Annotated in this window: 20 protein-coding genes and 1 pseudogene; 8 read left to right on the top strand and 13 right to left on the bottom strand. The window is 71.3% G+C overall.

The genetic code is table 11. From position 1 onward, the window contains the following. Window positions 1-102: 102 nt before the first annotated feature. From thpR to ACIREE_RS29525, 3 genes are all read right to left on the bottom strand, one after another. Entirely contained in the window at window positions 103-780 is a 678-nt protein-coding gene (gene thpR / locus ACIREE_RS29535) for an RNA 2',3'-cyclic phosphodiesterase (protein WP_404158624.1), read from the bottom strand. A gap of 190 nt (window positions 781-970) precedes the next feature. Beyond that, window positions 971-1,855, bottom strand: coding sequence for an aldo/keto reductase (locus ACIREE_RS29530; protein WP_404158621.1), 885 nt, complete (start codon window positions 1,853-1,855; stop codon window positions 971-973). 93 nt (window positions 1,856-1,948) lie between these two features. Next, entirely contained in the window at window positions 1,949-2,119 is a 171-nt protein-coding gene (locus ACIREE_RS29525; protein WP_404158618.1) for a hypothetical protein, read from the bottom strand. 435 nt (window positions 2,120-2,554) lie between these two features. On the opposite strand from ACIREE_RS29525, the gene ACIREE_RS29520 reads away from it, so the two are divergent. Then, a complete protein-coding gene (locus tag ACIREE_RS29520) occupies window positions 2,555-3,451 on the top strand; it encodes a helix-turn-helix transcriptional regulator (protein WP_404158615.1) in 897 nt (298 codons plus the stop codon). A gap of 121 nt (window positions 3,452-3,572) precedes the next feature. Beyond that, window positions 3,573-4,592, top strand: a pseudogene (locus ACIREE_RS29515) (aldo/keto reductase). 108 nt (window positions 4,593-4,700) lie between these two features. Here the strand turns inward: ACIREE_RS29515 and ACIREE_RS29510 are convergent. The 7 genes from ACIREE_RS29510 to xylB form a co-directional block, all read right to left on the bottom strand. Then, window positions 4,701-5,474 carry a TIGR03084 family metal-binding protein gene (locus tag ACIREE_RS29510; RefSeq protein ID WP_404158612.1) on the bottom strand — a complete coding sequence of 258 codons (774 nt, stop codon included), beginning with the start codon at window positions 5,472-5,474 and terminating at the stop codon, window positions 4,701-4,703. 247 nt (window positions 5,475-5,721) lie between these two features. Continuing rightward, the gene (locus ACIREE_RS29505) at window positions 5,722-7,245 is read right to left on the bottom strand and encodes an aldehyde dehydrogenase family protein (RefSeq protein ID WP_404158609.1); all 1,524 of its coding nucleotides are present in this window, start codon (window positions 7,243-7,245) and stop codon (window positions 5,722-5,724) included. A 116-nt stretch (window positions 7,246-7,361) separates the two neighbouring features. Beyond that, on the bottom strand, window positions 7,362-8,633 hold the full coding sequence (locus ACIREE_RS29500; protein ID WP_404158606.1) for a GAF domain-containing protein: 1,272 nt from the start codon (window positions 8,631-8,633) through the stop codon (window positions 7,362-7,364). 111 nt (window positions 8,634-8,744) lie between these two features. Then, window positions 8,745-9,359 carry an N-acetylmuramoyl-L-alanine amidase gene (locus tag ACIREE_RS29495; RefSeq protein WP_404158603.1) on the bottom strand — a complete coding sequence of 205 codons (615 nt, stop codon included), beginning with the start codon at window positions 9,357-9,359 and terminating at the stop codon, window positions 8,745-8,747. Between the two features lie 113 nt (window positions 9,360-9,472). After that, a complete protein-coding gene (locus tag ACIREE_RS29490; RefSeq protein WP_404158600.1) occupies window positions 9,473-10,495 on the bottom strand; it encodes an acetamidase/formamidase family protein in 1,023 nt (340 codons plus the stop codon). 279 nt (window positions 10,496-10,774) lie between these two features. Continuing rightward, window positions 10,775-11,968, bottom strand: coding sequence for an ROK family protein (locus tag ACIREE_RS29485; protein ID WP_404158597.1), 1,194 nt, complete (start codon window positions 11,966-11,968; stop codon window positions 10,775-10,777). Between the two features lie 91 nt (window positions 11,969-12,059). Next, a complete protein-coding gene (gene xylB, locus ACIREE_RS29480) occupies window positions 12,060-13,517 on the bottom strand; it encodes a xylulokinase (protein WP_404158594.1) in 1,458 nt (485 codons plus the stop codon). A 217-nt stretch (window positions 13,518-13,734) separates the two neighbouring features. Here xylB and xylA point away from each other — a divergent pair, with 217 nt between their 5' ends. Next, entirely contained in the window at window positions 13,735-14,901 is a 1,167-nt protein-coding gene (gene xylA, locus ACIREE_RS29475) for a xylose isomerase (RefSeq protein ID WP_404158591.1), read from the top strand. 312 nt (window positions 14,902-15,213) lie between these two features. Further along, on the top strand, window positions 15,214-15,471 hold the full coding sequence (locus tag ACIREE_RS29470) for a hypothetical protein (protein ID WP_404158588.1): 258 nt from the start codon (window positions 15,214-15,216) through the stop codon (window positions 15,469-15,471). A 150-nt stretch (window positions 15,472-15,621) separates the two neighbouring features. On the opposite strand, the gene ACIREE_RS29465 is transcribed toward ACIREE_RS29470, so the two are convergent. Continuing rightward, window positions 15,622-16,980 carry an esterase-like activity of phytase family protein gene (locus ACIREE_RS29465; protein WP_404158585.1) on the bottom strand — a complete coding sequence of 453 codons (1,359 nt, stop codon included), beginning with the start codon at window positions 16,978-16,980 and terminating at the stop codon, window positions 15,622-15,624. Window positions 16,981-17,114: 134 nt separating this feature from the next. Then, window positions 17,115-17,678 (bottom strand): TetR/AcrR family transcriptional regulator, encoded by a 564-nt coding sequence (locus ACIREE_RS29460; protein ID WP_404158582.1) that lies wholly within the window; start codon window positions 17,676-17,678, stop codon window positions 17,115-17,117. Between the two features lie 92 nt (window positions 17,679-17,770). Between ACIREE_RS29460 and ACIREE_RS29455 the strand changes: the two genes are divergently transcribed. The 4 genes from ACIREE_RS29455 to ACIREE_RS29440 all read left to right on the top strand — a co-directional run bounded on the left by ACIREE_RS29455 (window position 17,771) and on the right by ACIREE_RS29440 (window position 21,384). Next, a complete protein-coding gene (locus tag ACIREE_RS29455) occupies window positions 17,771-18,733 on the top strand; it encodes an alpha/beta hydrolase (RefSeq protein WP_404158579.1) in 963 nt (320 codons plus the stop codon). A gap of 69 nt (window positions 18,734-18,802) precedes the next feature. Further along, window positions 18,803-19,615 (top strand): NAD(P)-binding domain-containing protein, encoded by an 813-nt coding sequence (locus ACIREE_RS29450; RefSeq protein WP_404158577.1) that lies wholly within the window; start codon window positions 18,803-18,805, stop codon window positions 19,613-19,615. A gap of 44 nt (window positions 19,616-19,659) precedes the next feature. Next, on the top strand, window positions 19,660-20,154 hold the full coding sequence (locus ACIREE_RS29445) for a GNAT family N-acetyltransferase (RefSeq protein ID WP_404158573.1): 495 nt from the start codon (window positions 19,660-19,662) through the stop codon (window positions 20,152-20,154). Between the two features lie 111 nt (window positions 20,155-20,265). Then, entirely contained in the window at window positions 20,266-21,384 is a 1,119-nt protein-coding gene (locus ACIREE_RS29440; protein ID WP_404158570.1) for a substrate-binding domain-containing protein, read from the top strand. On the opposite strand, the gene ACIREE_RS29435 is transcribed toward ACIREE_RS29440, so the two are convergent. Then, window positions 21,353-23,839 (bottom strand): polysaccharide lyase 8 family protein, encoded by a 2,487-nt coding sequence (locus tag ACIREE_RS29435; protein ID WP_404158568.1) that lies wholly within the window; start codon window positions 23,837-23,839, stop codon window positions 21,353-21,355. The genes ACIREE_RS29440 and ACIREE_RS29435 overlap by 32 nt on opposite strands. Window positions 23,840-23,928 lie beyond the last annotated feature (89 nt).

Raw genomic sequence — 23,928 nt, 5'->3', positions numbered from 1 at the left:
ACAACGGGGCGTCATACAAAGGGCGTTCAGCATGACCGGCCCCGGCCTCGTCCCTCCCGAGCGGTGAGGTGCTCTAACCGTTGTGCAGCCCTTTGACCGGGTTCAGGGCGTGTGGGGCCGAGTCGGCATCATCGCGGGGCCGGTGCCGTCCTGGTGCTCATGCCCAGCAGCCTGTGACGGTTTCGGATCGGGCTGTCCTTGCCCGGTGACCAGGGCCCACGCGTCGATGTCCTGGTAGCGCCGCGGGCCCGAGTTGCCTCTGACCGTGCTGCCGACCAGGTGGAGGCGTTCGGTCGGCCAAGGGCGTCCGGTGAAGCCGTCGAGGCAGGCGGCCGCCGCCGTCACGGACGCGTTGTCGTAGCGGCGAGCGCGGGCCAGTGTGAGGTGGGGGCGCAGCGGACGTTCGGCGAAGGCGATGCCGCAGTCCCTGACCCGCGTCCGTACTACTTCGGCCAGCTCGCGCAGTTGGCCGAGTTCGCCCTCGATGCCGCTCCACAGCACTCGCTCGTCGAAGTGTCCGCCACCGTGCAGTGCCAGTTCCAGAGAGGGGCGGGCAGCCGCCAGGTCGGCGAGGGGTGAACGAAGCCGCTGGACGGCCCGGACCGGCAGCTCGCCCAGGAAGGCCAGGGTGATGTGCCAGTCCTCTATACGGTTCCAGCGCAGGTCGGTATAGGCGGCGTAGGCCGGGCTCAGCGCGTGCGCAAGCTCCTTCTTCGCACAGTCGGGCGGCGCAAGAGCGATGAACGCGTGCTGGGTGGCGGCCTGGGGCGGTTCGGTCACGGATGTCTTCTTACCTCATGCGTCCGCCCGTTCTCCGCGCAGGCCAAGGGGTTCTGGCAGAGGTGTGGGACGTGGCGGCGGGCTTTGGGCGCCCCGCCGCCTGTGCACTGCCGGTGCGCTACCGAACCCGCGAACTCGTCCCCGTACCCCGGCCGGGGTACGGGGACCTTGGGTCTTCCGAACGATCAGGTCAGGCTTCCGGGATGGCGCGGCCGCGCTCGGCGAGGGTGACGGTCTCGGGTTCGGGGCCCCCGCGCCGGCCGGTCTCCAGGGCGTCCAGCGCGGTGAGTTCGTCGGCGGTGAGGTCGAAGTCGAAGACGTCGATGTTCTCGGCGATCCGGGTGCGCCTGGTCGACTTGGGGATGACCGAGCGGCCCTGCTGGATGCCCCAGCGCAGCAGCACCTGGGCCGGGCTCTTGCCGTGCGCCTCGGCGATGCGGGTGACGGCCGCGTCCTGCAGGACGCTCTTGCGGTCCTCGCCGTAGCCCGGGTAGAAGGTGATCCCTCCGATGGGGGACCACGCCTGGTTGAGGATGTGGTGCTGGTCGTCGAAGTCGAGTACGTCGCGCTGCTGGAAGTAGGGGTGGATCTCCAGCTGGTTGACGGCCGGCACGACGGTCGTGGCGTCGAGCAGCCTGGTCAGGTGGTCGACCATGAAATTGCTGACGCCGATCGCGCGGACCTTGCCGTCGGCCAGGAGCTTCTCCAGAGCGCGGTAGGCGGCGACGGTCCTGTCGAAGTCGGAGGGCAGGGCCTGGTGCAGGATCAGCAGGTCGATCCGGTCGACGCCGAGCTTGGCGGCGCTCTTGTCGAAGCCGTGCAGCGTCTCGTCGTACCCGTAGTCACTGATCCAGATTTTGGTCTCGACGAAGATCTCGTCGCGGGGTACCGCGGAGTCGCGGACGGCCCGGCCGACCTCGCGTTCGTTGCCGTAGGCGGCGGCGGTGTCGATGTGCCGGTAGCCGAGCTCGAGCGCGGCCCGGACGGCGGCCTCGGTCTCTTCGGCAGGCGTCTGGAAGACACCCAGCCCGAGAGCGGGCATCTCGACGCCGTTGTTCAGGGTGAGGCTCTGCATCACAGGGACCTTTCGTTGCGGGTGGCCCGGGAGGGCGCGATGAGGGTGAGGACGGTCACGACCGCCTCGGCGCGAGCAGGACGGCGGAGCCGGTCAGGGCTGTGCCGGAGTGGGCCGCGATGTCGGCGGCCGTGTGACCGGCGGCAGCCGCGGCGGCCAGGTGCTCAGGCTCAGCGCGCTGCCGATCCGACGCACGGTGTTGACCAGGCCCGGGGCGGCCCCCGCGTCCGCGGGAGCGACGCCGTCGGCGCCGCTGGAGGTCATCGGGGCCAGTGCCGGGCCCTGGCCCGCGCCGGGTGCAGATCGCTGCGCAGACGCAGGCTGTGGTGATGCGGACCAGCGCGTCGGTGCATTCCTTGAGGCTCGGGTCGGCGACCTGCCCGACACGGACGTCGCCGGCTTCGTACATGAGTGCTGCGCGCACGGTGTTTCCTCGGATCGAAAGCGTGGTTCAGGCCCGGACTCGGATCTTCGTCTCGGGCCTCTTCCAGGAAACCGCGGGCAGGCGCGCAGGTGGGAGTCACTGCCCTTCCAGGTAATGGCAGTACCTCGCACGTCTTCGGCGACGGACCTACCGTGAGAGGACCGGCTCAAGATGTACGCCGATCAAGAGGAGTGTTCCGTGGCCCTGGCCCCTTCCGCAGCCCATGCCCCCCGTACGTGCGACGGTGTCGCGGACCACCTGCGCGGCGTCTGACCGTGGCCGGCATCGACAGGAAGAACCTGGCTGCCGAGGTGCGCGAGTTCCTGAGCACCCGGCGGGCACGCATCACCCCTGAGCAGGCCGGCCTGCCGGTCTTCGGCGGGAACCGTCGCGTCGCGGGCCTGCGGAGGGAGGAGGTCGCTCTGCTGGCGGGCATGAGTGTGGACTACTACGTGCGCCTGGAGCGCGGCAATCTCAGCGGCGCCTCCGATTCGGTGCTCGAAGCCCTCGCGCACGCGCTGCAACTCGACGAGGCCGAGCGCACCCACCTCTATGACCTGGCCCGCGCCGCGACCCCGTCGGGCCGTCGCCCCACCGTGACCGCATCCCGCGTGCGGCCCACGATCTGGCGGCTGCTCGACTCGATGACCGATGTGCCGGCCTACGTACGCAACGCACGCTTCGACATCGTGGCGGCCAACGCGCTGGGGCGGGCCCTGTACGCACCGGTCTTTGATTCGCCGCTGTTCGCCCAGCGCGGGCCGGTCAACACCGCCCGCTTCATGTTCCTGGACCCCGCGGGCCAAGATTTCTGGGCCGACTGGGACAAGGGCGCCAACGATGCGGTCGCTTTCCTGCGTACCGAGACGGGGCGTGCACCGCAGGACAAGGCGCTGACCGACCTGGTCGGGGAACTGACGACCAAGAGCGACGACTTCGCCCGCCGGTGGGCCCGCCACGACGTGAAGTTCCACCGCTCCGGCGTGAAGAACCTCCACCACCCGCTGGTCGGCGATCTCGCCCTGCCCTACGAGGCGATGGATCTGCCGTCCGACCCAGGCCTTCGACTCAACTTCTACACCCCCGAACCGGACTCGCGAGAGCGGGAGGCCCTTGGCCTGCTGGCCAGTTGGGCAAGCACGGGCACGGTCGTCCCCTCCGGGAACGACTGACCGCACGACGATTCGACCGCGCGACGACTTGACCGCACGACGAATCGACCGCACGACGAATCGACCGCACGACGATCTGTCCGCACGACGACTTGACCGCACCAACTAGGAGAACACCCATATGCAGTACCGACCGCTCGGCCGCACCGGCGTCCAGGTCAGCCCGCTCTGCCTGGGCGCGATGATGTTCGGCCCATGGGGCAACGAGAACGAAGCCGACTCGGTACGGATCATCCACCGTGCTCTCGACGCGGGCATCAACTTCGTCGACACCGCCGACGTGTACTCCGGCGGTGTCTCGGAGGAGATCGTCGGCAAGGCACTCAAAGGCCGGCGCGAGGACGTGTTCCTGGCGACCAAGTTCTTCATGCCGATGAGCCAGGACGATCCCAACCGGCGTGGAGGCTCCAGGCGTTGGATCATCCGTGCGGTGGAGGACTCCCTCAAGCGGCTCGGCACCGACCACATCGACCTCTACCAGGTCCACCGCCCCAGCCCGGACACCGACGTCTCAGAAACCCTCGGTGCCCTCTCCGACCTCGTACACCAGGGAAAAATCCGCTACATCGGCTCGTCCTCCTACACCGGCTCCCAGATCGTCGAAGCGCAGTGGACTTCACGGGAGCGCCGCCTGGAGCGGTTCGTCACCGAGCAGCCGCCGTACTCGATCCTGGTCCGCGGCATCGAAGAAGACGTCCTCCCCACCGTGCGCCGCCACGGCATGGGCACGCTGACCTAAAGCCCGCTCGCCGGTGGCTGGCTCTCCGGCCGTTACCGCAAGGGCAATGCCTCCGGCCCGGCCTCCGCGGCCCGCCCACAGGCTCGCTTCGACATGAGCACCCCGGCCAACCAGCGCAAGCTCGATGCCGTCGAGCAACTCGCGGTCCTGGCGGAGAAGTCCGGGCTCACCCTGATCGAGCTGGCCGTCGCCTTCGTCATCAACCACCCGGGCGTCACCTCGGCGATCATCGGCCCGCGCACCATGGAACAACTGGAAGCGTTCCTGCCCGCCGCGGACGTCACGCTCTCGGCCGACGTCCTCGACCGCATCGACGAGATCGTGGCGCCCGGCGTGACCGTCAACCCCGCTGACAACAGCTACGGCGACTTCGAGCTGCGAGCCGACCAGCGCCGCCGCTGAGGCGAACCGCGCGTGCAGAGCGGTCACCGTGTCGCCGTCGGCGCCGTTGTTGAGGAGACGGGCCGCATCTCGTATGACCACGCGCCCCGACGGGCTTCAGAACAGGCTTCAGAGGAAGACGCGCGCCACCTGCAGCCACTTCTGGGCGTCCTCGCCGGTCGCCGTCATGTTGGTCTCGGACCAGGGGCGTCGCCGGGTGACACACAGGCAGAAGTCGAGTGCGCCGCCCCGTACCCGTTGCGCGGCAGCCTCGGGGCCCCACACCCAGGCCCGTCCGTCAGGTGCTGTCAGCTCGACGCGGAAGGGGTCTGCCGGCTCAGGCAGTCCGACGGCGGCGAACGACAGGGCCCGCCCCAACACCCCCAGCGACGCCACGTGGTGCAGCCGATCCGTCGGGCGGTGCGCCACGCCCACAGCATCGAAGACGTCCTGCCCGTGTGCCCAGGTTTCCATCAGACGAAGAGGCACCATCAGAGCCGGGGTCACCTTCGACATGTACCAGGGGAATGCGTGGTCCCATGGCGTGTCCCGCAGTGCCGCCGCCAGTTCCGCTCGACCGGTCCGCCACGCGTCCAGAAGTACCGGCCGCGGTGTGGCCGCTCCCGCAGCGGCGGCCTCGTCCGCGTACCCGCTGCCTGCGGCACCCGCCCGACTGAGCTCGGCGCCGAACGCGTCCGGAGTGCGTAAGGCGCTGAGTGCGTTCGCGTCCGCCCACGCGAGGTGGGCTATCTGGTGGGCGACCGTCCAGCCCGGCGCCGGTGTCGGTACGGACCAGTCGTCCACGGTCCTGACCAGGGCGTCGAGCTCGTCACCCTCAGCCACCAGCGCGGACAGGACACCGGCGTCATCTGCATCGGAGACGGCCAGGTTGTAGTTCAACATGGGCGCCATCGTGCCACCCCCTCCGGACGAACCAGGCGAACGGTTACGTCGGTGTCCGTCAGGCGAGCGCGGTCCTCTGCATGCGTCATCCCGCGACGGAAGCGGCAGTTCTGGCTGCCCCGGAGGCGGCCGAACTCTCCGCGGAAGTCCTGCAGATCCTCCTAGTTGCTGAGCAGTCAGGGATGGTGGCAGCACCCCGTGGTTGCCTGGAGGAGTAACGCCGCCTCCAGACAGCCGACGTGAGGATCTAGAAGAACCCAAGCTTCTTAGGGCTGTACGAAACCAAGAGGTTCTTCGTCTGCTGATAGTGCTCCAGCATCATCTTGTGGTTCTCCCGCCCGATCCCGGACTGCTTGTACCCGCCGAACGCCGCATGCGCCGGATACGCGTGGTAGCAGTTCGTCCAGACGCGGCCCGCCTGGATCGAGCGGCCCGCGCGGTAGGCCGTGTTCATATCGCGGGTCCAGACGCCGGCGCCGAGGCCGTACAGCGTGTCGTTGGCGATTTTGATGGCGTCGTCGAAGTCGGTGAAAGAGGCGACCGAGACGACGGGGCCGAAGATCTCCTCCTGGAAGATCCGCATGCGGTTGGAGCCCTCGAAGATGGTGGGCTGGACGTAGTAACCACCTGCCAACTCGCCTGAGTATTCGACGCGTTGGCCGCCGGTGAGGACCTTCGCACCCTCCTGCTGGCCGATGTCCAGGTAGGAGAGGATCTTTTGGAGCTGGTCGTTGGAGGCCTGGGCGCCGATCATCGTGTCGGTGTCGAGCGGGTGGCCCGGCTTGATGGCCTCGGTGCGGGCGATCGCCGCCTCGAGGAACTCGTTGTAGTGGCCCTGCTGGATGAGCGCCCGGGACGGGCACGTGCAGACCTCACCTTGGTTGAGGGCGAACATCGTGAAGCCCTCAAGGGCTTTGTCGCGGAAGTCGTCGTCCTTGGCCCAGACGTCGTCGAAGAAGAGGTTGGGGGACTTGCCACCGAGTTCGAGGGTGACCGGCTTGATGTTCTCCGAGGCGTACTGCATGATCAGGCGGCCCGTCGTGGTCTCGCCCGTGAACGCGACCTTCGCCACGCGCGAGCTGGAGGCCAGCGGCTTGCCCGCCTCGACGCCGAAGCCGTTGACGATGTTGACGACGCCCGGTGGGATCAGGTCCGCGATCAGGCTCATCCAGAAGTGGATCGACGCGGGCGTCTGCTCGGCCGGCTTGATGACGACCGCGTTGCCCGCGGCGAGCGCCGGTGCCAGCTTCCAGGTCGCCATCAGGATCGGGAAGTTCCACGGAATGATCTGCGCGACGACGCCGAGCGGCTCGTGGAAGTGGTAGGCGACCGTGTCGTCGTCGAGCTCCGAGAGGCTGCCTTCCTGGGCGCGGAGGGCGCCCGCGAAGTAACGGAAGTGGTCGATCGCCAGGGGGATGTCGGCGGCGAGGGTCTCGCGGACGGGCTTGCCGTTCTCCCAGCTCTCGGCGACGGCGAGCTGTTCGAGGTTCTGCTCCATCCGGTCGGCGATCTTCAGGAGGACGTCGGCGCGGGCGCCGGCGGAGGTGCGGCCCCAGGCGGGCGCGGCGGCGTGCGCGGCGTCGAGGGCGCGCTCGACGTCCTCGGCGGTGCCGCGCGCGATCTCGGTGAACGGCTGCCCGTTGACCGGGCTCGGGTTCTCGAAGTACTGGCCGCGGGCGGGCGGCACGTACGCGCCACCGATGAAGTGGTCGTAGCGGGCCTGGTAGGAGACGACGGAGCCCTCGGTGCCGGGCGCTGCGTAACGGGTCATCTTGGCTGGCCTCCCGTGCGGGCTGCCCGCCGTTGGGCAGCCGTCGTCCCGGAGGCTAGGAAGCGGAACGTTGCAGCTACGTTGCGTGCGCGGCCTCTACGTTGCGTACGGGGCCTTTATGTTGCGTACGGGTCTTTCGGGGCGCGCTGCTCCTCGTCGAGTGCGGCGAGCCGGGCCAGGATCGGCGGGGTCGGGCCGACCGCCGCCAGCGCCTGCCATACGTCGAGGTCGTCCTCGCCCCACGGAGCGTGCGCCCAGTCCGCGAGCAGGTCCGGGTCGCCGCGCGCGATGAGCGCCGCCCGCAGCCCGTCGGCGAGCCTGCGTCGGATCCGGGCCACCGCCGGGGCCCGCGAGGCCGGGAGCAGCGGACCACTGTATGCGGAGGCCGCTGCCGTCACCGCGCCCGAGCCGAGGCGCCGCTCGACCGTCGTCAGGTCCGAGTCGGCCGGGACGGCGAGACGGTAGGGCCTGGACGTCAGCACGCCGGGGCCCAACACCCGGCGCAGCCGCGCCAGTTCGGCCCGCAGCGTCACCGGTGTGACCGACTCGTCCTCGTAGAGGAAGCACATCAGCTCGTCGCCGGTCAGCCCCTCGGGATGGCGGGACAGGAGGACGAGCAGCTCGCTGTGGCGGCGGCTGAGCCGGATCTTGTGGCCGGCCTCCGTGACCAGCAACGCCTCGTCACGGCCGAGCACGCTGAGCCGCAGGCCGGGACCGGCCGTCGGCAGGGGCGAGAGCAGCGCGAGCTGGGACTCCGCGGCGCGGGCCACGGCCTGCACGAACGCGAGACTGTGCGGATGCGCGAGGCCGTCCCCGCCGGTGATGTCGACCGCGCCCAGCAGCCGGCCCGAGCGGGGGTCGTGCACCGGGGCCGCCGCACACGTCCACGGCTGCACGCTGCGGATGAAGTGTTCGGCGGCGAACACCTGGACCGGCCGGTCCACGGCGACCGCCGTACCCGGCGCGTTCGTCCCCATCGCCGACTCCGACCACCGGGCGCCCGGCACGAAGTTCATCCCGCCCGCCCGCCGCCGGGTGGCCGGGTGCCCCTCGACCCACAGCAGCCTGCCCTGCGCGTCGCACACGGCCAGGAGATGTTCTCCGTCGGTCGCGAACGTGCCCATCAGTTCACGGAACAACGGCATCACCCGGGACAGCGGATGCTCCGCGCGATACGCCCCGAGGTCCCCGTCGGTCAGCTCCACCGACGCGGCGGCGTCCGGGCTGACGTGCGCGCCCGCCGAACGGCGCCAGGAGTCGGCGACCACCGGGCGCACCGGACGGGCCATGGTGCCCGCCGCGGTGAACCTGTCGTGGGCGCGGCGCAGCACCCGGACCCGCTCGGAGGGATCGGCACCCGGCTCCAGGGCCACCCAGGGATCGGTCAACTCGGCCTCCAGGACGGCGATGCGGTGAGGACATCGTCGCCCGGCAGGCGCGCGTCGACAAGGAGCCGGGCACGGTCGCCCGAGGGGGCGCATGCCGTGGGGCGTGGAGTGTCAGGCGAAGTTGACCATCCTGATGTAGCGCGACCAGTCCCAGTAGGGGCCCGGATCGGTGTGGTCGGTTCCGGGGACCTCGACGTGGCCGATGATGTGCTCGCGGTCCATCGGAATGCCGTATCGCGCACAGACCGAGGCCGTCAGGGCCGCCGACTGCTCGTACATCGCGTCGGTGAAGTACTCGGGCTGGTCGACCCAGCCTTCGTGCTCGATGCCGATGCTCCTCGTGTTGTAGTCCCAGTTGCCCGCGTGCCAGGCGACGTTCTTCTCCCGGACGCACTGCGCGATGTGCCCGTCGGCCGAGCGTACGAGGTAGTGGATGGAGACCTGCTTGGCGGGGTTCTGGAAGATCTTGACGGCGTCGGCGTACGTCTCCTGCGTGACATGGATGATCACGTAGTCGACGGGATACGTCGAAGGGCGGTTGGACACCGTGTAGTTGGAGGTGCTCGCGGGGACGGACTGGGCCGCCGGGTAGTCGACGGCCTGCGCCTGCGCTCCGGCCCGGCCCGCGGGCAGCAGCGCGCCGGGCACCGCGGCAGCGGCGGCCAGCGCCCCGGCCTGGAGGAGACGGCGGCGGCTGGGGTGGGGGAGGTCTCTTGCTCGGTCCATGGCGATCCTGCCTCTCGAAAGAACGGCTCGGATGAACGGTTCGGGTGAACAGTTCGGATGAACGGTTCGGTTGGATGGCTCGGACGGTGGGGGGAACCGGTGGCGCCGAAAGGTCAGCGCCCGGGGTGCGGCAGTGTCGCCGCGATCTCACGCAGCCGCGCGTGCACTCCGCGGTGCGTCTCGCGCGCCGGCAGCCACTCCTTGCGGAGCTTGGCGACGCACGTGTAATTGGTGTCGCACACGTTGGCCAGCGGCGACTCCACGGTCTGCGTGGCGAACTGGTAGGCGTCCAACTCGCTGAAGCCGTAGTCCCGTACGAGCCATCGCACCAGGTCGAGCTGGGATATTCGGAACGCGTCCTCCAGCGGGCGCGCCGAGCCCGTCGAGATGATGTGCGTGTCCGACTCGATACGCGGCCACGGTGTCGCCACGCCTTTGAGCAGCTCCACCACGACGACGGTCCGCATCGCGCACTCCACGGCGACCCCGCACGTCTCGCCCTCGCCCTGTCGAGCGTGCCCGTCACCGAGGCTCAGCAGCGCGCCCTCGACGTTCACCCCGAGATAGCAGGTGACGCCCGCCCGCATCTCGGGCGTGTCCATGTTCCCGCCGTGGGCGTCCGGCACCAGTGCGGAGCGCACCTCCAGGTTGGCCGGTGCGACGCCGACCGTGCCGTGCATCGGGTCCATCGGCAGTTCCGCCGTGAACTCGCTGTCCCGCGCGGCGAATCGAGCGGTGCGCCGGTCGCGGTCGAGCTCCCAGATCCAGACCGTCTCGGGCAGCGGCGGCTGGAGCGAGGCAGTGCTGTGCGTGGACGTCAGCGCGCCGAACAACGGCACCGTCGTGGACGCCGCCCAGTCCCGGGCGGGCTCCACCGACACGAAGTGCACCGCGACCGTGTCACCCGGCTCCGCACCCTCGATGTGGAAGGGGCCCGTCTGGGGATTGAGGTACGGGAACTCGCACACCTGCGACACGAGGTCCTTCTCCGAGCGGACCCGGCCCGCGAAACAGTCCTCGGTGAACAGATCCAGGACCGTGCCCGGAGCGATGCGCGCGATCGGCGGCGCGCCACCGAACGTCCAGGCGTACGTGCCGGGTTCGGGCCGGACGGTGAGCATCCTGGGGTCGGTCATATCGGCTGAGCTCCGCTCCGTGGACAGCGGCGAACGTTCGGGGGGCAGAACCCGGCGCCACTCCGTCGGAAGGACGGCGCGGCGCCTCGCCTGAAGTACGGTACGGGGCTCGCAGGTTGCGGCGGAAGAGGGCGCGGTGCACCTGTGGACAACGCGGCCAATGTGAACAACTGCACGTCAGAGGTCCGAACCAGTGGCGGCGGCCGTCGCGGACAGGCCGCCGCGGAGGGTGGCCCCAGGTCGCCGCGGGCGGTGATTCAGGCCGCCGCGGACGGTGATTCAGGCCTCTTGCGCCACGCCCATCGGATCGTCGAGCACCGCCCGCACCACGGAATGCGCCGCGCCGAGGAGCGGGCCGTCCGAGCCGAACCGGGAGACGGCGACCCCGTCCGCCGGAGTAGCCGTGCGGCGCGTCAACTCCCGCTCCAGAGACGGCAGCAGCCACGGCGCGAGGCGGGAGAGCGCGCCGCCCAGCACCACCGCGCGCGGGTCGAGCAGATTCACCGCGCCGGTCAGCGCGATACCCAGTGCGGTGCCGGCGCCGCGCAGCGCACGCCGGGTGTCCGCATCGCCCGCCGCGGCCCGTTCGGCGAGCAGCGACACGCGGTCCGCGCCCGGTGCGACGCCCGCCGCGCGCAGCACCGCCTCCTCGCCCGCGTACTGCTCCAGACAGCCCCGCCCGCCGCACGGGCAGGCCGGGCCCTCGGGACGTACCGGCATATGACCGAGCTCGCCCGCGAACCCCCGTGTGCCGCGCAGGAGTTGGCCGTCCACGACGAGGGCGGCGCCGATGCCGATCTCCGCGGACACATGCAGGAAGTCCGCCGGGGACTCCGCGGCGAGCCAGAGCTCGGCGAGGGCGCCGAAGTTCGCCTCGTTGTCGACCCGCAGCGGCACCTCGAACGGCAGCAGCTCGGCCACGTCCGTGTCGTGCCAGTCCAGGTTGGGGGCGCGGACCACGGTGTGGGTGCCGCGCGCCACCAGACCGGGCATCGCGACGGCGAGCCCCGCCGGACGCAGCCCCGCGGCCGCGGCCTCCTCGGTCACCTGCCGCACCAGCACCGCGAGATCACTGAGCACGGGGCCCGGCGCGCGCCCCCGGTTGCCGACCCGCAGCTCGGCGCGGGCGCGCACCTCGCCGCGCAGATCCACCGCGCACACCGCCAGATGGTCGACGCCCACCTCGGCGCCGAGCCCGGCGGGGCCCCGGCCACTGACCGCGAGCGCGGAGCCGGGGCGGCCCACACCGCCGGGCCGCTGCGGCCCCAGCTCCTCCAGCAGACCGGCCCGGATCAACTCGTCGACCAGGGTGGAGACCGCGGCCCGGGTCAGCCCGATGCGGCCCGCCACCGAGGCCCGGGACAACGGGCCCTCGGCGGCGACCGCGTGCATCACGCGGGACAGGTTGCGGCGGCGCATGCCCTGCTGGTTGTCGGGCGTCCCCGGTTTGGGCCGGTGCAATGGTGCGGTCATGCGCTCATGTTCCCAGGGCGCGCGGACAGTGCCGCGCCCAGGTCCGGAGTGCGCGGCCCGACCGCGCGCCCGGCGCTCGGAGCGCCCCGGTTCACGGCCCCTCCAGCAGCGGCGCCGCGCCCGCCAGGACCCCCGAGATCCGCTCCAGCGCCGCGTCGTCCCGCTCCACGGGGTCGAGGACCGGGCCGCGCGCGGTGTTCCAGCGCCGGGCCACGGCCGCCGGGTCTTCGCCGGTCAGCAGGCCCGCGGCCTGCGCGGCGGCGCCCAGCGCCACGAGTTCGCGGGCCTCGGGGATCTGGACGGCCCGCCCCGAGAGGCGGCGCACCGTCTGTTGCCAGGCCGTGCCGCGCGCGCCGCCGCCGATCAGCAGCAGCGGAGCGGACCGGTCGGCCTCGTCGTCCAGGACACGGTCGAGGGCGCCGAGCAGCGCGTGCACGGCTCCGTCGTACGCCGCTTGCAGCAGCTGCCCGCCGGTCGTGTCGTGCCGCAGGCCGGTCAACAGGCCGGCGGCGTGCGGGAGATCGGGTGTCCGCTCGCCGTCCAGGTAGGGCAGGATCGTCGCCGCGCCGCCCGCTTCGACGGCCTCCCGGTCCAGGCCGAGCAGCGCGGCGATCCGGTCCACGGCAAGGGTGCAGTTCAGTGTGCAGGCCAGCGGCAGCCAGTCCCCGTGGGCGGCCGCGAACCCGGCGACGGTGCCGCTCGCGTCCGTGGGGCGGCGCCGCGACACCGCGTACACCGTGCCCGAGGTGCCCAGGCTCAGTACGGGCGTGCCCGGCAGGAGGCCGAGGCCGAGCGCGGCGGCAGCATTGTCCCCCGTGCCCGCGGCGACCAAAGTGCCCTTGGCGAAAGGGAGTTCACCCTCGGCGACGTGGACCGTGCCCGCGACCTCGCCGGGCCCGACCACTCTCGGCAGCAGGGCGGGATCGAGCCCGACCCGCCCGAGGACGTCCTCGTCGTACGCCTCGGTCGCCGACGCCCACCACCCGGTGCCGGACACGTCGCCCCGGTCGGTCGTGCCCGCACTCGTGCCCGCACCCGTCAACCTCCCGGTCAGGTAGTCGTGGGGGAGGCGTACCGCGGCCGTCGCGCGGGCCGCGGCCGGCTCGTGCTCGGCCAGCCACGCCCACTTCGACACGGTGAACGAGGCGCCGGGCACGCTGCCGAACCGGTCCGCCCACACCTTGGCCCCGCCCAGCTCGTCGACCAGGCGCCGGGCCTGTGGCGCGGAGCGCACGTCGTTCCACAGCAGCGCGGGACGCACGGGCTTTCCCTGCGCGTCGAGGGTCACCAGCCCGTGCTGCTGACCGCCGACGGACACGGCCGAGGCGCGGCGCGCCGCGTCGCCGCACTGGGCGAGCGCCGAGCGCAGCGCGGTGTACCACTCCTCGGGGTCGCTCTCGCGGCCGGCGCCCGAGGTCACCGTGTGCGGTGCCTGCCCACTGGCCACGACGGCGCCCGTGGCGACATCGACGACCAGGGCTTTCGTGGACTGCGTGGAACTGTCCACCCCTACGACATACGGCCCGACGGGCCCATCGGCAGCTGACATGCGGCTCTCCTGATTTTCCGGCGTTCCCATGAGCGAGACGCGACCGAGAAGGTCCGATACCGGGTCCGATAACGGGATATCAGGCTCGATACCGGGCCCGATACCCGTCAGCCCTTCCCAGACGCGTGCTCGCATACTAATTTGTAAAGCGCCATGACGAAATAGGTGGGCGGCATGACATCGCCATGCCGCCCGCGACCGGCGAGGGAGCCGCAAGATGACGTACCAGCCCACCCCCGACGACAAGTTCAGCTTCGGCCTCTGGACCGTCGGCTGGCAGGGACGCGACCCGTTCGGCGACGCCACCCGGCCCGCCCTCGACCCCGTCGAGTCCGTGCAGCGCCTGGCCGAGCTCGGCGCGTACGGCGTCACGTTCCACGACGACGACCTGATCCCCTTCGGCGCCTCCGACACCGAGCGCGAGTCCCACATCAAGCGCTTCCGTCAGGCCCTCGACACCGCGGGCCTGGTCGTTCCGATGGCCACCACGAACCTGTTCACGCACCCGGTCTTCAAGGACGGCGGTTTCACCGCCAACGACCGGGACGTACGCCGCTTCGCGCTGCGCAAGACGATCCGCAACATCGACCTCGCCGCCGAGCTCGGCGCGAAGACGTACGTCGCGTGGGGCGGCCGCGAGGGCTCCGAGTCCGGTGGCGCCAAGGATGTCCGTGACGCCCTTGACCGCATGAAGGAGGCCTTCGACCTCCTCGGTGACTACGTGATCGAGCAGGGCTACGACCTCAAGTTCGCCATCGAGCCCAAGCCGAACGAGCCGCGCGGCGACATCTTCCTGCCCACCGTCGGTCACGCTCTCGCGTTCATCGAGCGCCTGGAGCGCCCGGAGATGTACGGCGTCAACCCCGAGGTCGGCCACGAGCAGATGGCGGGCCTGAACGTCCCGCACGGCATCGCCCAGGCCCTGTGGGCGGGCAAGCTCTTCCACATCGACCTCAACGGCCAGTCCGGCATCAAGTACGACCAGGACCTGCGCTTCGGCGCCGGCGACCTGCGCGCCGCGTTCTGGCTCGTCGACCTGCTGGAGACCGCCGGGTACGAGGGGCCGCGGCACTTCGACTTCAAGCCGCCGCGGACCGAGGACTTCGACGGCGTGTGGGCGTCGGCCGCGGGCTGCATGCGCAACTACCTGATCCTCAAGGACCGGGCGGCCGCCTTCCGCGCCGACCCCGAGGTGCAGGAGGCGCTGCGCGCGTCCCGGCTGGACGAACTGGCGCAGCCGACCGCGGCCGACGGGGTCGCCGGCCTCCTCGCGGACAAGAGCGCGTTCGAGGAGTTCGACGTCGCGGCCGCCGCTGAACGCGGTATGGCGTTCGAGCACCTCGACCAGCTGGCGATGGACCACCTGCTGGGCGCGCGCGGCTGACGCCACCGGGGCGTGGCGAACGCCACTGGGGTGCGGCGAACGCCATCCGGACGCCATGAATGCCACCGGGGTGCGGCGAACGCCACTGGGGTGCCGCGGACATCAACTCCCGTCAGGGGGTCGCGCATCGGCCCCCCGGGCGGGGATTCTGGGGGTATGTCCGCGCCCCCGCCTCCGCCGCACCCACCCCCGCCGCCCAGCGATCGGCCGCCCACCGGCGGCGGGTTCGGCCCGCCGTCCGGCGGGCCGTTCGGTGCGCCCCCACCCGAGGGGCCACAGCGCCCCGGGCGGCGCCCTCTCCTCCTGATAGCCGTGCTGGTCGCTGTCGTGGTGATCGTCGGCACCGTCGTGCTCGTCGCGGCGCGTTCCACGGGCGGCGACGACAAGCCCTCGCCCGACAGGAGCAGCCGTTCGGGCGCGCCTTCACCGTCGTTCAGCATCCCGAGCGGTCTGCCGAGCGCCCTGCCCAGTGAACTCCCGAGCGGCCTGCCGTCGAAGATCCCGACTGAACTGCCCAGCAGACTCCCCAGCGGCCTTTTGCCCAGCGACATAGAGACCCTGCTGCCCTGAGCCGGTTCTGGCGCGGGACCGTCGCAACGGGTGTCCCGGCAGGCGGCGTTTCTCGACGCGTGGCATCCGGGTGGGGAGCCGATGCCGGCCATCGAGGAGACAGCCGGCGCACAGCCCTGACGTCCGCGGTCCGGGTGTTCAGGGCGTCTGTCAGAAAGCTCCGTCGGGCAGCCTCACGTACGTCACCTTCGTCTCGATGCCGCTGTCCACGAGCCGCCCGTTCGCGTCGAACGCACCCGCGCCTTCCGTCATCCCGAAGTCGTTGTCGTTGATCAGCGCGAGGGTGCCGTGTCCGGCGAGCGCCACGCCCTCGATCTTGTCCTGCACCCCGTCGACCGTGTTCAGGTCCACCACGAGCCGTTTGCCGAGCACCGGCACCCCCGCGACGGCCGGGTCGTCGAGCTGTTCCAGCGACGGCGACGTACCGGCGTCGTCCCACGCGTCGCCCAGAATGTTCGCGCGGCGGGTGAGCCGTACCTCCTGAAGGCGGGCCGCCTTGTCGGTCCGCTCCTCGACCAGCAGGCGGTCGTCGCCGAGCGCCACCACGGAGGAGATCTTCAGCTCGGAGGTGTCGTCCTCGCCCGGGTCGACGACGCCGACCGGGTCGAAGCGGTACGCGTACTCGGCCGTGACCGCCTTCTTCTTCGGCGAGAACCGCAGGAGCCGCGTGGTGCGCGAGGCGTCACCGGCCGCCCCGTCGGGCAGCGACAGCGGGCTCTGTACGGCCAACACCAGGTCACCGCCGGGGAGTTGGGCAAGCCCCTCGAACCCTCGGTTGGTCTTGCGGTGCAGCAGGATCGCCGGAAGCGACTCGACGACGGGGTAGCCGGCGCCCTTCAGGTGCAGCCCCTTCGGCACGTGCCGTGCGAGCACCTTCCCGCGCGCGGAGACATGCACCAGCGACGGGCCGTACTCGTCGACGAGCCAGAACGTCCCGTCCGCGGCGCGCACGATGCCTTCGGTGTCCAGACCGTTCGGGTTGTACGGAAGCGGGGTCCCCGCGTCGGACGTGTACGGCTTCTCGTCCCGGCCCTCCTGGTTCGGCAGGCCGGTGACAGGCTTGCCGGACGACGTGATCAGCGGAATCGACCGCAGGACCTTCACCCGCTCGCCGGTGACACGGATCTTCACGATCGCCGGGTCGAAGCCGGGTACCGGGAACGTCCGGCGCTTGGTGCCGTCGACCTTGATCTGGCCGTTCGGGCCGCGGTCGGTCACCGTCCAGAACTCGCCCTTGCGGCCCGCCGGGTAGAGGTCGGACCCGATGCCGCCGAGGTCGACACCCCGGTCGTCGTCCACCGAGCCCGGCAGCAGGCCGTTGCTGAACGCGGCCAGCGGTATGTCGCCGAGCGTCGAGCTCCCGGTCACCTCGGCCGTGCGGGACGCGGCGTGCCCGGTGGGGACGCCCGTCGCGGTCCCGGCCGCGGCGATCGCGACCAGGGTGGCGAGCGGTATCCCCGCCGCGACGGTGCGGCGGACGCGGCGCTTGCCGGGGACGTGCGAGGGCATGAAGCCTCCTGAGGCGCGGAAAGGTGAACTGCGCACACAGTCGGCCCCGGCGTCGAACTCCCGGTGACGGCAGGGTGAATGAGGGTGGGCGCGCGAATACACGGACGGCGCCTCCCTGCCCCGTCCGCGGGTCGTCACCTGGCGGCGAAGTGCGGCAGGACCATGTCGACCAGCGCGTCGACATCGGCGTCGGCCATCGGCTCGCCGGTCATGCCCATTCGGTGGAGCAGCACCCCGACCACGACGTCGATGAAGAACAGGACCCGGTGCTCCGGCTCGCCGAGCGCTTCCTGGAGCGCGAGCCGGTACGGGTCCTGGAGCCGTGTGGACAGGATCTCGCGCAGCGCCGGGTCGCTGACGGCGTCACTGAACACGCCGGCGAACGCGTCCCCCACGCCGGGCTCGGCGATCTTCCGCGCGATCCAGTGAATGGTCGAGGACATGAGCTCGGCGGGACCGGCGCCTTTCAGCGGCGCCGGACCGAACGCGTCCAGCAGGCAGTCCACGATCAGCGCGCCTTTGGACGGCCAGCGCCGGTAGACCGTCGACTTCGCGACGCCGGCCGCGGCGGCGATGCGCTCGACGGTGGCGCGCGCGTAGCCGAGCTCCTGGACCGTGCTCAACGTCGCGGCGAAGACCGCGTCGTTGACTCCGGTGCGCGGACGGCCGGGCGGTTTGGCGGAATTGGGCGAAGGCATGGGCGAACGATACCCCTTTACGCTACCTTAGGTTTCGATACCTCAAGTCGCGAAACTATCGAGGCGGGCAACTGCCGTCGCAAGGAGATGACATGAGCGAGATCACTGCCGTCCAGAGGCCGCCGCAGCCGGACTGGAACGCGATCACGGCGGAGGAACTGATCGCCTACCGGGACGCGGAGAACCGCTTCAGGGCGTCCGACGCGGCGCGGGTGGTCCTCGGGCAGCCGGACACCGATGCCACGATCCAGTGGCAGGAGGTCGCCCTGCCGGGCCGCGAGCTTCCGGTGCGGGTGTACCGGCCGGCGCCGGGGCCCGACGGCGACGATGCTCCCGCGGCCGGCTTGCCACTCGTACTGCACGTGCACGGGGGCGGGTTCGTCGGTACGGCGGTGCAGTGCGACTGGGTGACCAGCCACGTCGCGGCCCGACTGCCCGCCGTCGTCGTTTCGGTCGAGCACCGCCTCCTCGCTCCTGACAGCCCCCTGTCGGACGCGATCGACGATGGTTGGGACGTACTCCGGCACGTGATGGACCAGGCCGAACAGTGGGGCATCGACCCGGAGCGGACGGCCCTGTTCGGCGAGAGCTGCGGCGCGTTGATCAGCGCCCTGGCCGCGATCCGGGCCCGGGAGACCGGCCTGCGCCTGCGAGCACAGGTGCTGGTCAACCCGGCCGTCGACGTGACCGAGACGATGCTCGACCACGACTCGGTCGCCGAGTACGGCCACAGCCCGTCCCTCGCCGCACCGCAGCTGCGACTGTTCCGCCGGCTCGCCGTCCCGCCGGGGACCGACCCCCGCCCGCTCTCGCCGCTGTACGCCGACGACTTGACCGGGCTGGCCCCGGCGCTCGTGGTCGTGCCGACCCACGACGCGGTGGCGGACCACGGCCGCCGCTACGCCGAACGACTGCGAGCGGCCGGGACACCCACACGGCTCACCGAATACCCCGGCGCGGGACACGCGTTCATCAGCACGCCGGGCCTGGCACCGCAGGCCGAGGCCGCGCGTACGGAGATCCTCGACTTCCTCCGTACCTCCCTGCGGGACTGATGGCGGGGCTGATGGCAGGAGAGCAGGAGAGCAGGAGAAGGCCGCGAGGGACATGACGGGGGAGACGTGATGAAGAGCATCGGCATCATCGGAGTGGGCGAGATCGGCCGGGCCATCGTGACGGGCCTGTGCGAAGAGGTCGATCGACGTCGACGGCCGGAGGTCCACCTCTCACCCCGAGGAGCCCGCACGGCCGCGGAGTTGGCCGAGCGCTACGACGGCGTAAGGGTGTGCGCCGACAATCAGCAGGTCGTGGACCGCTCCGAGGTGGTGATCATTGCCGTCCGCCGCTCGGACCGCCACGGAGCCCTGGCCGGCCTGCGGGTGGACGGCGACAAGGTGGTGGTCAACGTCATGGCCGGCGTCGGCAACGACGAGCTGAGCCGGATCCTCGCCACCGACGCCCCGCCGGTACGGGCCATTCCGCTGCCCGCCGTACGCGAACGCCGCGCCGTCACGGTGACGTACCCGGCGCACCCGGTGGTGAACTCCCTGTTCGAGGGCCTGGGCGGCGTGCTCCCGGTCGCGGACGAGGCGGCGTTCGACGTCTTCTCCGCGCTGACAGGGACCTTGACGACTCATTACTGGTACCTCGCCACCCTCACGTCGTGGGCCGTCGACCACGGCATCCCGGCGGACGACGCGGACGGTTACATCCGCAGCCTCTTCCAAGGTGTCGGCCGGGCCCTGAGTGACGGGAACCGAACTTTGCACCAGCTCGCAGCCGACCACGAGACCCCGAACGGGAACAATGAACGCATCCGCACCACCTGGTTCGACCCGGGCAACTCCGAGGCCCTCGGCAAGGCCCTCGACGGCCTTCTCGGCGATCTGAGGAGGCAGCCCCCGGATCAGGCCGCCGGTCAGCCCCAGCCCGGGTGACCGGATCCCGGTCGGCCCGGCCGGCGCACTGAGATACTGCGGCCGTGAACACCAGTACGAGCCGTCCTGCCTGGTCGCTGCGCCCGGCCGGGTCCGACGACCTCGAGGCCATCGTCGAACTCCGTGCGGTGGTGATGCGCCCGGATCTCGAGCGGCTCGGACGGTACGACCCGCATCGCGTGCGGCAGCGCTTCCGGGACTCCTTCGTGCCGGGGCTCACCTCCGTCGTCGAGGCGGACGGTGCGTTCGCCGGCTGCGTCACGCTGCGGCCCGACGGGGACGAGCTGCTGCTGGAGCACTTCTACCTCGCGCCCGCGCTCCAGGGCCGCGGCCTGGGATCGGCGGTGCTGCGCGCCCTCCTGGACCGGGCCGACGCCGAGACCCGGGCCGTCCGCCTGAACGTGCTCACGGGCAGCCCCGCGCGGCGGCTGTACGAGCGGCACGGTTTCACCCTGGAGTCGCAGGACCCGGTGGATGTGTTCATGATCCGCAAGCCGAACTCCGGCCTGGCCGGCGGATCGCTCCACCGATCGTTCTGATGGATCGTTCCGGCGGATCGTTCTGAGCGGATTCGATCGATACGATGATGTGGCCGACGCCGCGAAGGCGGGCGGACCGGGGCAGGGAACCAACGGGGAGGGGCCGGACTCATGCGGCTGCACGTCGACCGGCGCCACGCGCGTGTCCTGGAACTGCTGCGGGAGCGCGGCACGCTGCGCGTCGCCGACCTCGCCGGCGAGCTGGGCGTCTCCCCGGTCACCCTGCGCCGCGACGTCGAGACGCTCGCCGTGCAGGGCCGGCTCCAGCGGCTGCACGGCGCCGTCGTATGGCCCGGCGATACGGCCGAACTCCCGCTCCCCGCGGCCCGGTTGATCGAGGGCACGGTGGTCGGCATGGTGGTGCCGACCACCGAGTACTACTACGCGGAAGTGGTGCGCGGCGCCCGGGAGGCCGTGGAGGAGCGCGGCGCCCGCCTCGTCGTCGCGCTGTCGCGGTACCTGCCGGGTGAGGACTCCGTGCAGGTCGACCGGCTGCTCGCGGCGGGGGCCGACGGGCTGCTCCTGACGCCCAGTTGGGACCGTGGCGTGCCGGGGGCGGGGGAGGGGCTGCGGATCACCGAGCGGCCCGTGCCGGTGGTCCTCGTCGAGCGATCGGCCCCGCACGGCCACCCCGCCGCCGCCCTCGACCGGGTCCGCTCCGACCATGCCCACGGCGCCGCCGAGGCCGTCCGTCATCTCGCCTCGCTCGGCCACCGCACCCTCACTCTTGCGGCCCAGGAGTCGCCCACCAGCGCCCAGTTGAGGAGGGGCTACGAGGCGGCGGTGGAGGCGCTCGGGCTGCGCTCCGTTCCCGAGCCGACCGTGTCGGGGCGGGCGGACACAACGGAGGCCGAACGGTTCGAGCGGACCTTCGCGTTCCTGCGCCAGGCGGTGGAGGAGCGCGGGGTGAGCGCCGCGATCCTGCACAGTGACGCCGACGCGATCGTCCTGGTGCCCCGGCTGCGCGCACACGGCGTGCGCGTGCCCGAGGACCTGTCCGTGATCACGTACGACGACGAGGTCGCCGCCCTCGCGGACCTGCCGCTGACGGCGGTCGCCCCGGCCAAGCGGACGGTGGGCCGGCGCGCCGCCGAACTGCTGCTCTCCCGGCTCGCGGAGCCGTCAGGCACCCATGAGCCGGGTCAACACCTCGACATCCTCCCGGAGTTGCACCTGCGCGCCTCGTGCGGCGCACCGGTCAGCCGAGCCGGACGGTCACCTTCTGTGTGACGCCACCGGTCGCGCTCAGGTCGCCGAACGTGAGCTTCAGCTCCCGGCCCGGCTCGGCCCCCGTCACCGAACCGGGCTTCGACGTCACCGACCTGACCGGGCGCCGCCAGGTCAGCGTGGCCGCCTTCACCGCACGGTTCGGATCGCTGACCGACACGGTCGCCGTGCCGTCCCGCTTCTCCCGGATCTGCACGATCAGCGGCGCGTCGACCGTCACCCGTCCGACCGTCCCTGCCTCCCAGAACGTCACGCCGGTGAACCCGAGGGACGGCACCCGAACACCCTGCTGGGCACCGGAGTTGGCATCGACGTCCAGCCATCCGAGGTCCAACGCCCGTGCGGCCGTGCGCAGTTCACTCGCGCCCGGCAGCAGGATGTAGGCGTACGACGCGTCCGTGGGGTCGGTGCCGTGGTCGGCGAGCAGGGTCACGTACCGGCGCGTCACAGGGTCGGTCGAGCCGCCGCCGTTGATGCTCTGCCAGGTGCCCGTACGCTCCTCACGCAGCGCCGTCAGGGACGTACCGCCGGGAAAGACGTAACCGCCGTGCCCGGCCACATGAGCCCAACGCGTTTGCTGGAAAGCTGAGTTCCAGGGGGCGCGCGTCGGCTGCGGACGGCCGTCGACCGTCAGGCGCGCGGTGCCCGAAGCGCCGAGGTTGCGGCTGTCGAAGACACTCTCCACCCCGGCGCCGTCGGTGCTCGTGATGCCCGCCCCCAGGCAGACCACCGCGTCGTCCAGGAAGAACCACGACTTCTTCGCCCGCAGCGTCGATGACACCCCCCGGACATCCTGGGCGAGCGCCCCGTAGGTGCCGTCCGTCGCACCGCCCACCCACGTCGTGTCGGGCCGCGCCGCACCCCATGTCCCGCCCTCGGCGTCCGCGAGTACCTTGCGCGAGACCGTCGTGCCGGGCAGCCGGTACGGGTCCGCGGTCGGCCAGTAGCCGTCGCTGTACTGGCCGCCGCCGGCGCTGTCGCCCTCGGCCCACCAGGAGAGCAGACCCGAACCGGTGTGCCAGCCGCGGATGTTCTCGCCGTTGCCGTTCTCGTAGAACGTGATCGCCTTCGACGACATCGACACCGACGCGGTGAACCGCTTGGTGCGGTGCGTGGCCCGCGCCATCGACGGGAACACGTGGTGCCCGGTCGGTTCGGCCGCGGGCTTCACCGCGGAGTCGTCGAGCACCGCCGTGACCCGGGAGAGCGCCGCGACCCCGAGGGTGCGGCCCGTCGTCACGTCGCTGTAGCGGTCGCGGGTGAACCAGCCCTTGGCGAGCGCCCGCCACCGCGCGTTCTCCTCGGCGCTCGCGCCCTGCCCGAGCAGCAGGATCGAGGCGATCACCCCGTGCCCGCGCGAGTGGTCGTCCTGCTGGATCTTCAGCGGATCGGCGGCGACCAGACCTCGGCTGATCGCCCGCCCGGACACGTTGTCGACCATCAGTCCGTCGTGCAGGAACGGCGCGTACGCGTCCTCCACCGAGTCGAGGAAGATCTGCCGCCCGCTGTCGGTGATCGCCCACGTGGAGTCGCCAAGGAGCGCGAACAGCTTGCTCAGCCCGTCGATGAGGACCGCGCCGTAGGAGCCGGTGTACGGCACGTACGTGTGCTGGATCAGCGAGCCGTCCGCGTACAGGCCGTCGCCCGAGGTGACGTACGGGAAGACCGGCGCTATGGCGTCCCGGGCCAGCGCGACCTTCGCCGCGGTGCCGTCGAGGATGCCGCGCAGGGCGAGGACGCGGCACAGGTCGATGCGGTTGGCGCCGGTGCTGGTGCCCGTGTACTTCCCCACCAGCGAGTCCGGGACGAAGTGGTCGACCGCCTCGACCGCCGCCGTCAGCTGCTCGGCGCTCAGGTGCTCGTACATGAGGACCGCGATGTCGAGCAGCCGCTGCGGGGCGCCGATCTGGAAGTTGTACCAATTCCCGTACTGGGCCTTGGACTTGTTGTAGACCTGCGTGCTCAGGTGGTCGACGGCGGTGAGCACGGCCGTCTTGAGGGACGCGTCGCCGGTGAGGCCGGTGCCCGGCTGGCAGAACGCCTCCGCCATCGCCCGGACCCGGTCGTAACTGGTCTGGATCTTCTCCGAGTAGCCGTACGACTCGGTGTCCGTGTCGGGGTCCGGGTCGCCGAACACCGCGTCGGGCCAGAGCGAGCCGTCCGCCGGGGCCATCGCGTCCCGCCAGGCCTTGGCCTGCGATCCCAGCGTGGCGAGCTTCGACTTGAAGGGCTCGGCGGTCGGACTGAAGCCCTCGCCGAGGTACAGCGCCCGCCACTTCGCCCGCAGCGCGGCGAACTCGTCGTCGGCCACGGCCGCGCCGTCCCCGCCGGCGGCCACCGCCTGCTGCGGCAGTCCGACGGCGAGCGCGGCACCGGCGGCCGCGGTCGAGGCGAGGAAGCCGCGCCGGGACCAGGCCGGGACCGACGGGAGCGGGGAGGAGGGGGACTGCGACGTCATGAAGAGCTCCGGGATGCTGGAGGAACCGCTGGGAGTAAGCGGTTTCTAGCATCCGGAGATCGAAACGCTCAAGAGGATCGCCCAAGTTG

This window comes from Streptomyces sp. NPDC102467 (assembly GCF_044765445.1).
Taxonomy (GTDB): domain Bacteria; phylum Actinomycetota; class Actinomycetes; order Streptomycetales; family Streptomycetaceae; genus Streptomyces.
The sequence above is the reverse complement of the archived record's forward strand: the minus strand, read 5'-3'. Positions and strand labels throughout refer to the sequence as shown.

Excerpts from the sequence above, each read along its gene's own strand:
- ACIREE_RS29530 (WP_404158621.1), bottom strand. The coding sequence starts at position 1,855 with ATGCAGAGCCTCACCCTGAACAACGGCGTCGAGATGCCCGCTCTCGGG.
- ACIREE_RS29525 (WP_404158618.1), bottom strand. The coding sequence starts at position 2,119 with ATGACCTCCAGCGGCGCCGACGGCGTCGCTCCCGCGGACGCGGGGGCC.
- ACIREE_RS29510 (WP_404158612.1), bottom strand. The coding sequence starts at position 5,474 with ATGTTGAACTACAACCTGGCCGTCTCCGATGCAGATGACGCCGGTGTC.
- ACIREE_RS29505 (WP_404158609.1), bottom strand. The coding sequence starts at position 7,245 with ATGACCCGTTACGCAGCGCCCGGCACCGAGGGCTCCGTCGTCTCCTAC.
- ACIREE_RS29495 (WP_404158603.1), bottom strand. The coding sequence starts at position 9,359 with ATGGACCGAGCAAGAGACCTCCCCCACCCCAGCCGCCGCCGTCTCCTC.
- ACIREE_RS29490 (WP_404158600.1), bottom strand. The coding sequence starts at position 10,495 with ATGACCGACCCCAGGATGCTCACCGTCCGGCCCGAACCCGGCACGTAC.
- ACIREE_RS29485 (WP_404158597.1), bottom strand. The coding sequence starts at position 11,968 with ATGACCGCACCATTGCACCGGCCCAAACCGGGGACGCCCGACAACCAG.
- xylB (WP_404158594.1), bottom strand. The coding sequence starts at position 13,517 with ATGTCAGCTGCCGATGGGCCCGTCGGGCCGTATGTCGTAGGGGTGGAC.
- xylA (WP_404158591.1), top strand. The coding sequence starts at position 13,735 with ATGACGTACCAGCCCACCCCCGACGACAAGTTCAGCTTCGGCCTCTGG.
- ACIREE_RS29465 (WP_404158585.1), bottom strand. The coding sequence starts at position 16,980 with ATGCCCTCGCACGTCCCCGGCAAGCGCCGCGTCCGCCGCACCGTCGCG.
- ACIREE_RS29460 (WP_404158582.1), bottom strand. The coding sequence starts at position 17,678 with ATGCCTTCGCCCAATTCCGCCAAACCGCCCGGCCGTCCGCGCACCGGA.
- ACIREE_RS29455 (WP_404158579.1), top strand. The coding sequence starts at position 17,771 with ATGAGCGAGATCACTGCCGTCCAGAGGCCGCCGCAGCCGGACTGGAAC.
- ACIREE_RS29450 (WP_404158577.1), top strand. The coding sequence starts at position 18,803 with ATGAAGAGCATCGGCATCATCGGAGTGGGCGAGATCGGCCGGGCCATC.
- ACIREE_RS29440 (WP_404158570.1), top strand. The coding sequence starts at position 20,266 with ATGCGGCTGCACGTCGACCGGCGCCACGCGCGTGTCCTGGAACTGCTG.
- ACIREE_RS29435 (WP_404158568.1), bottom strand. The coding sequence starts at position 23,839 with ATGACGTCGCAGTCCCCCTCCTCCCCGCTCCCGTCGGTCCCGGCCTGG.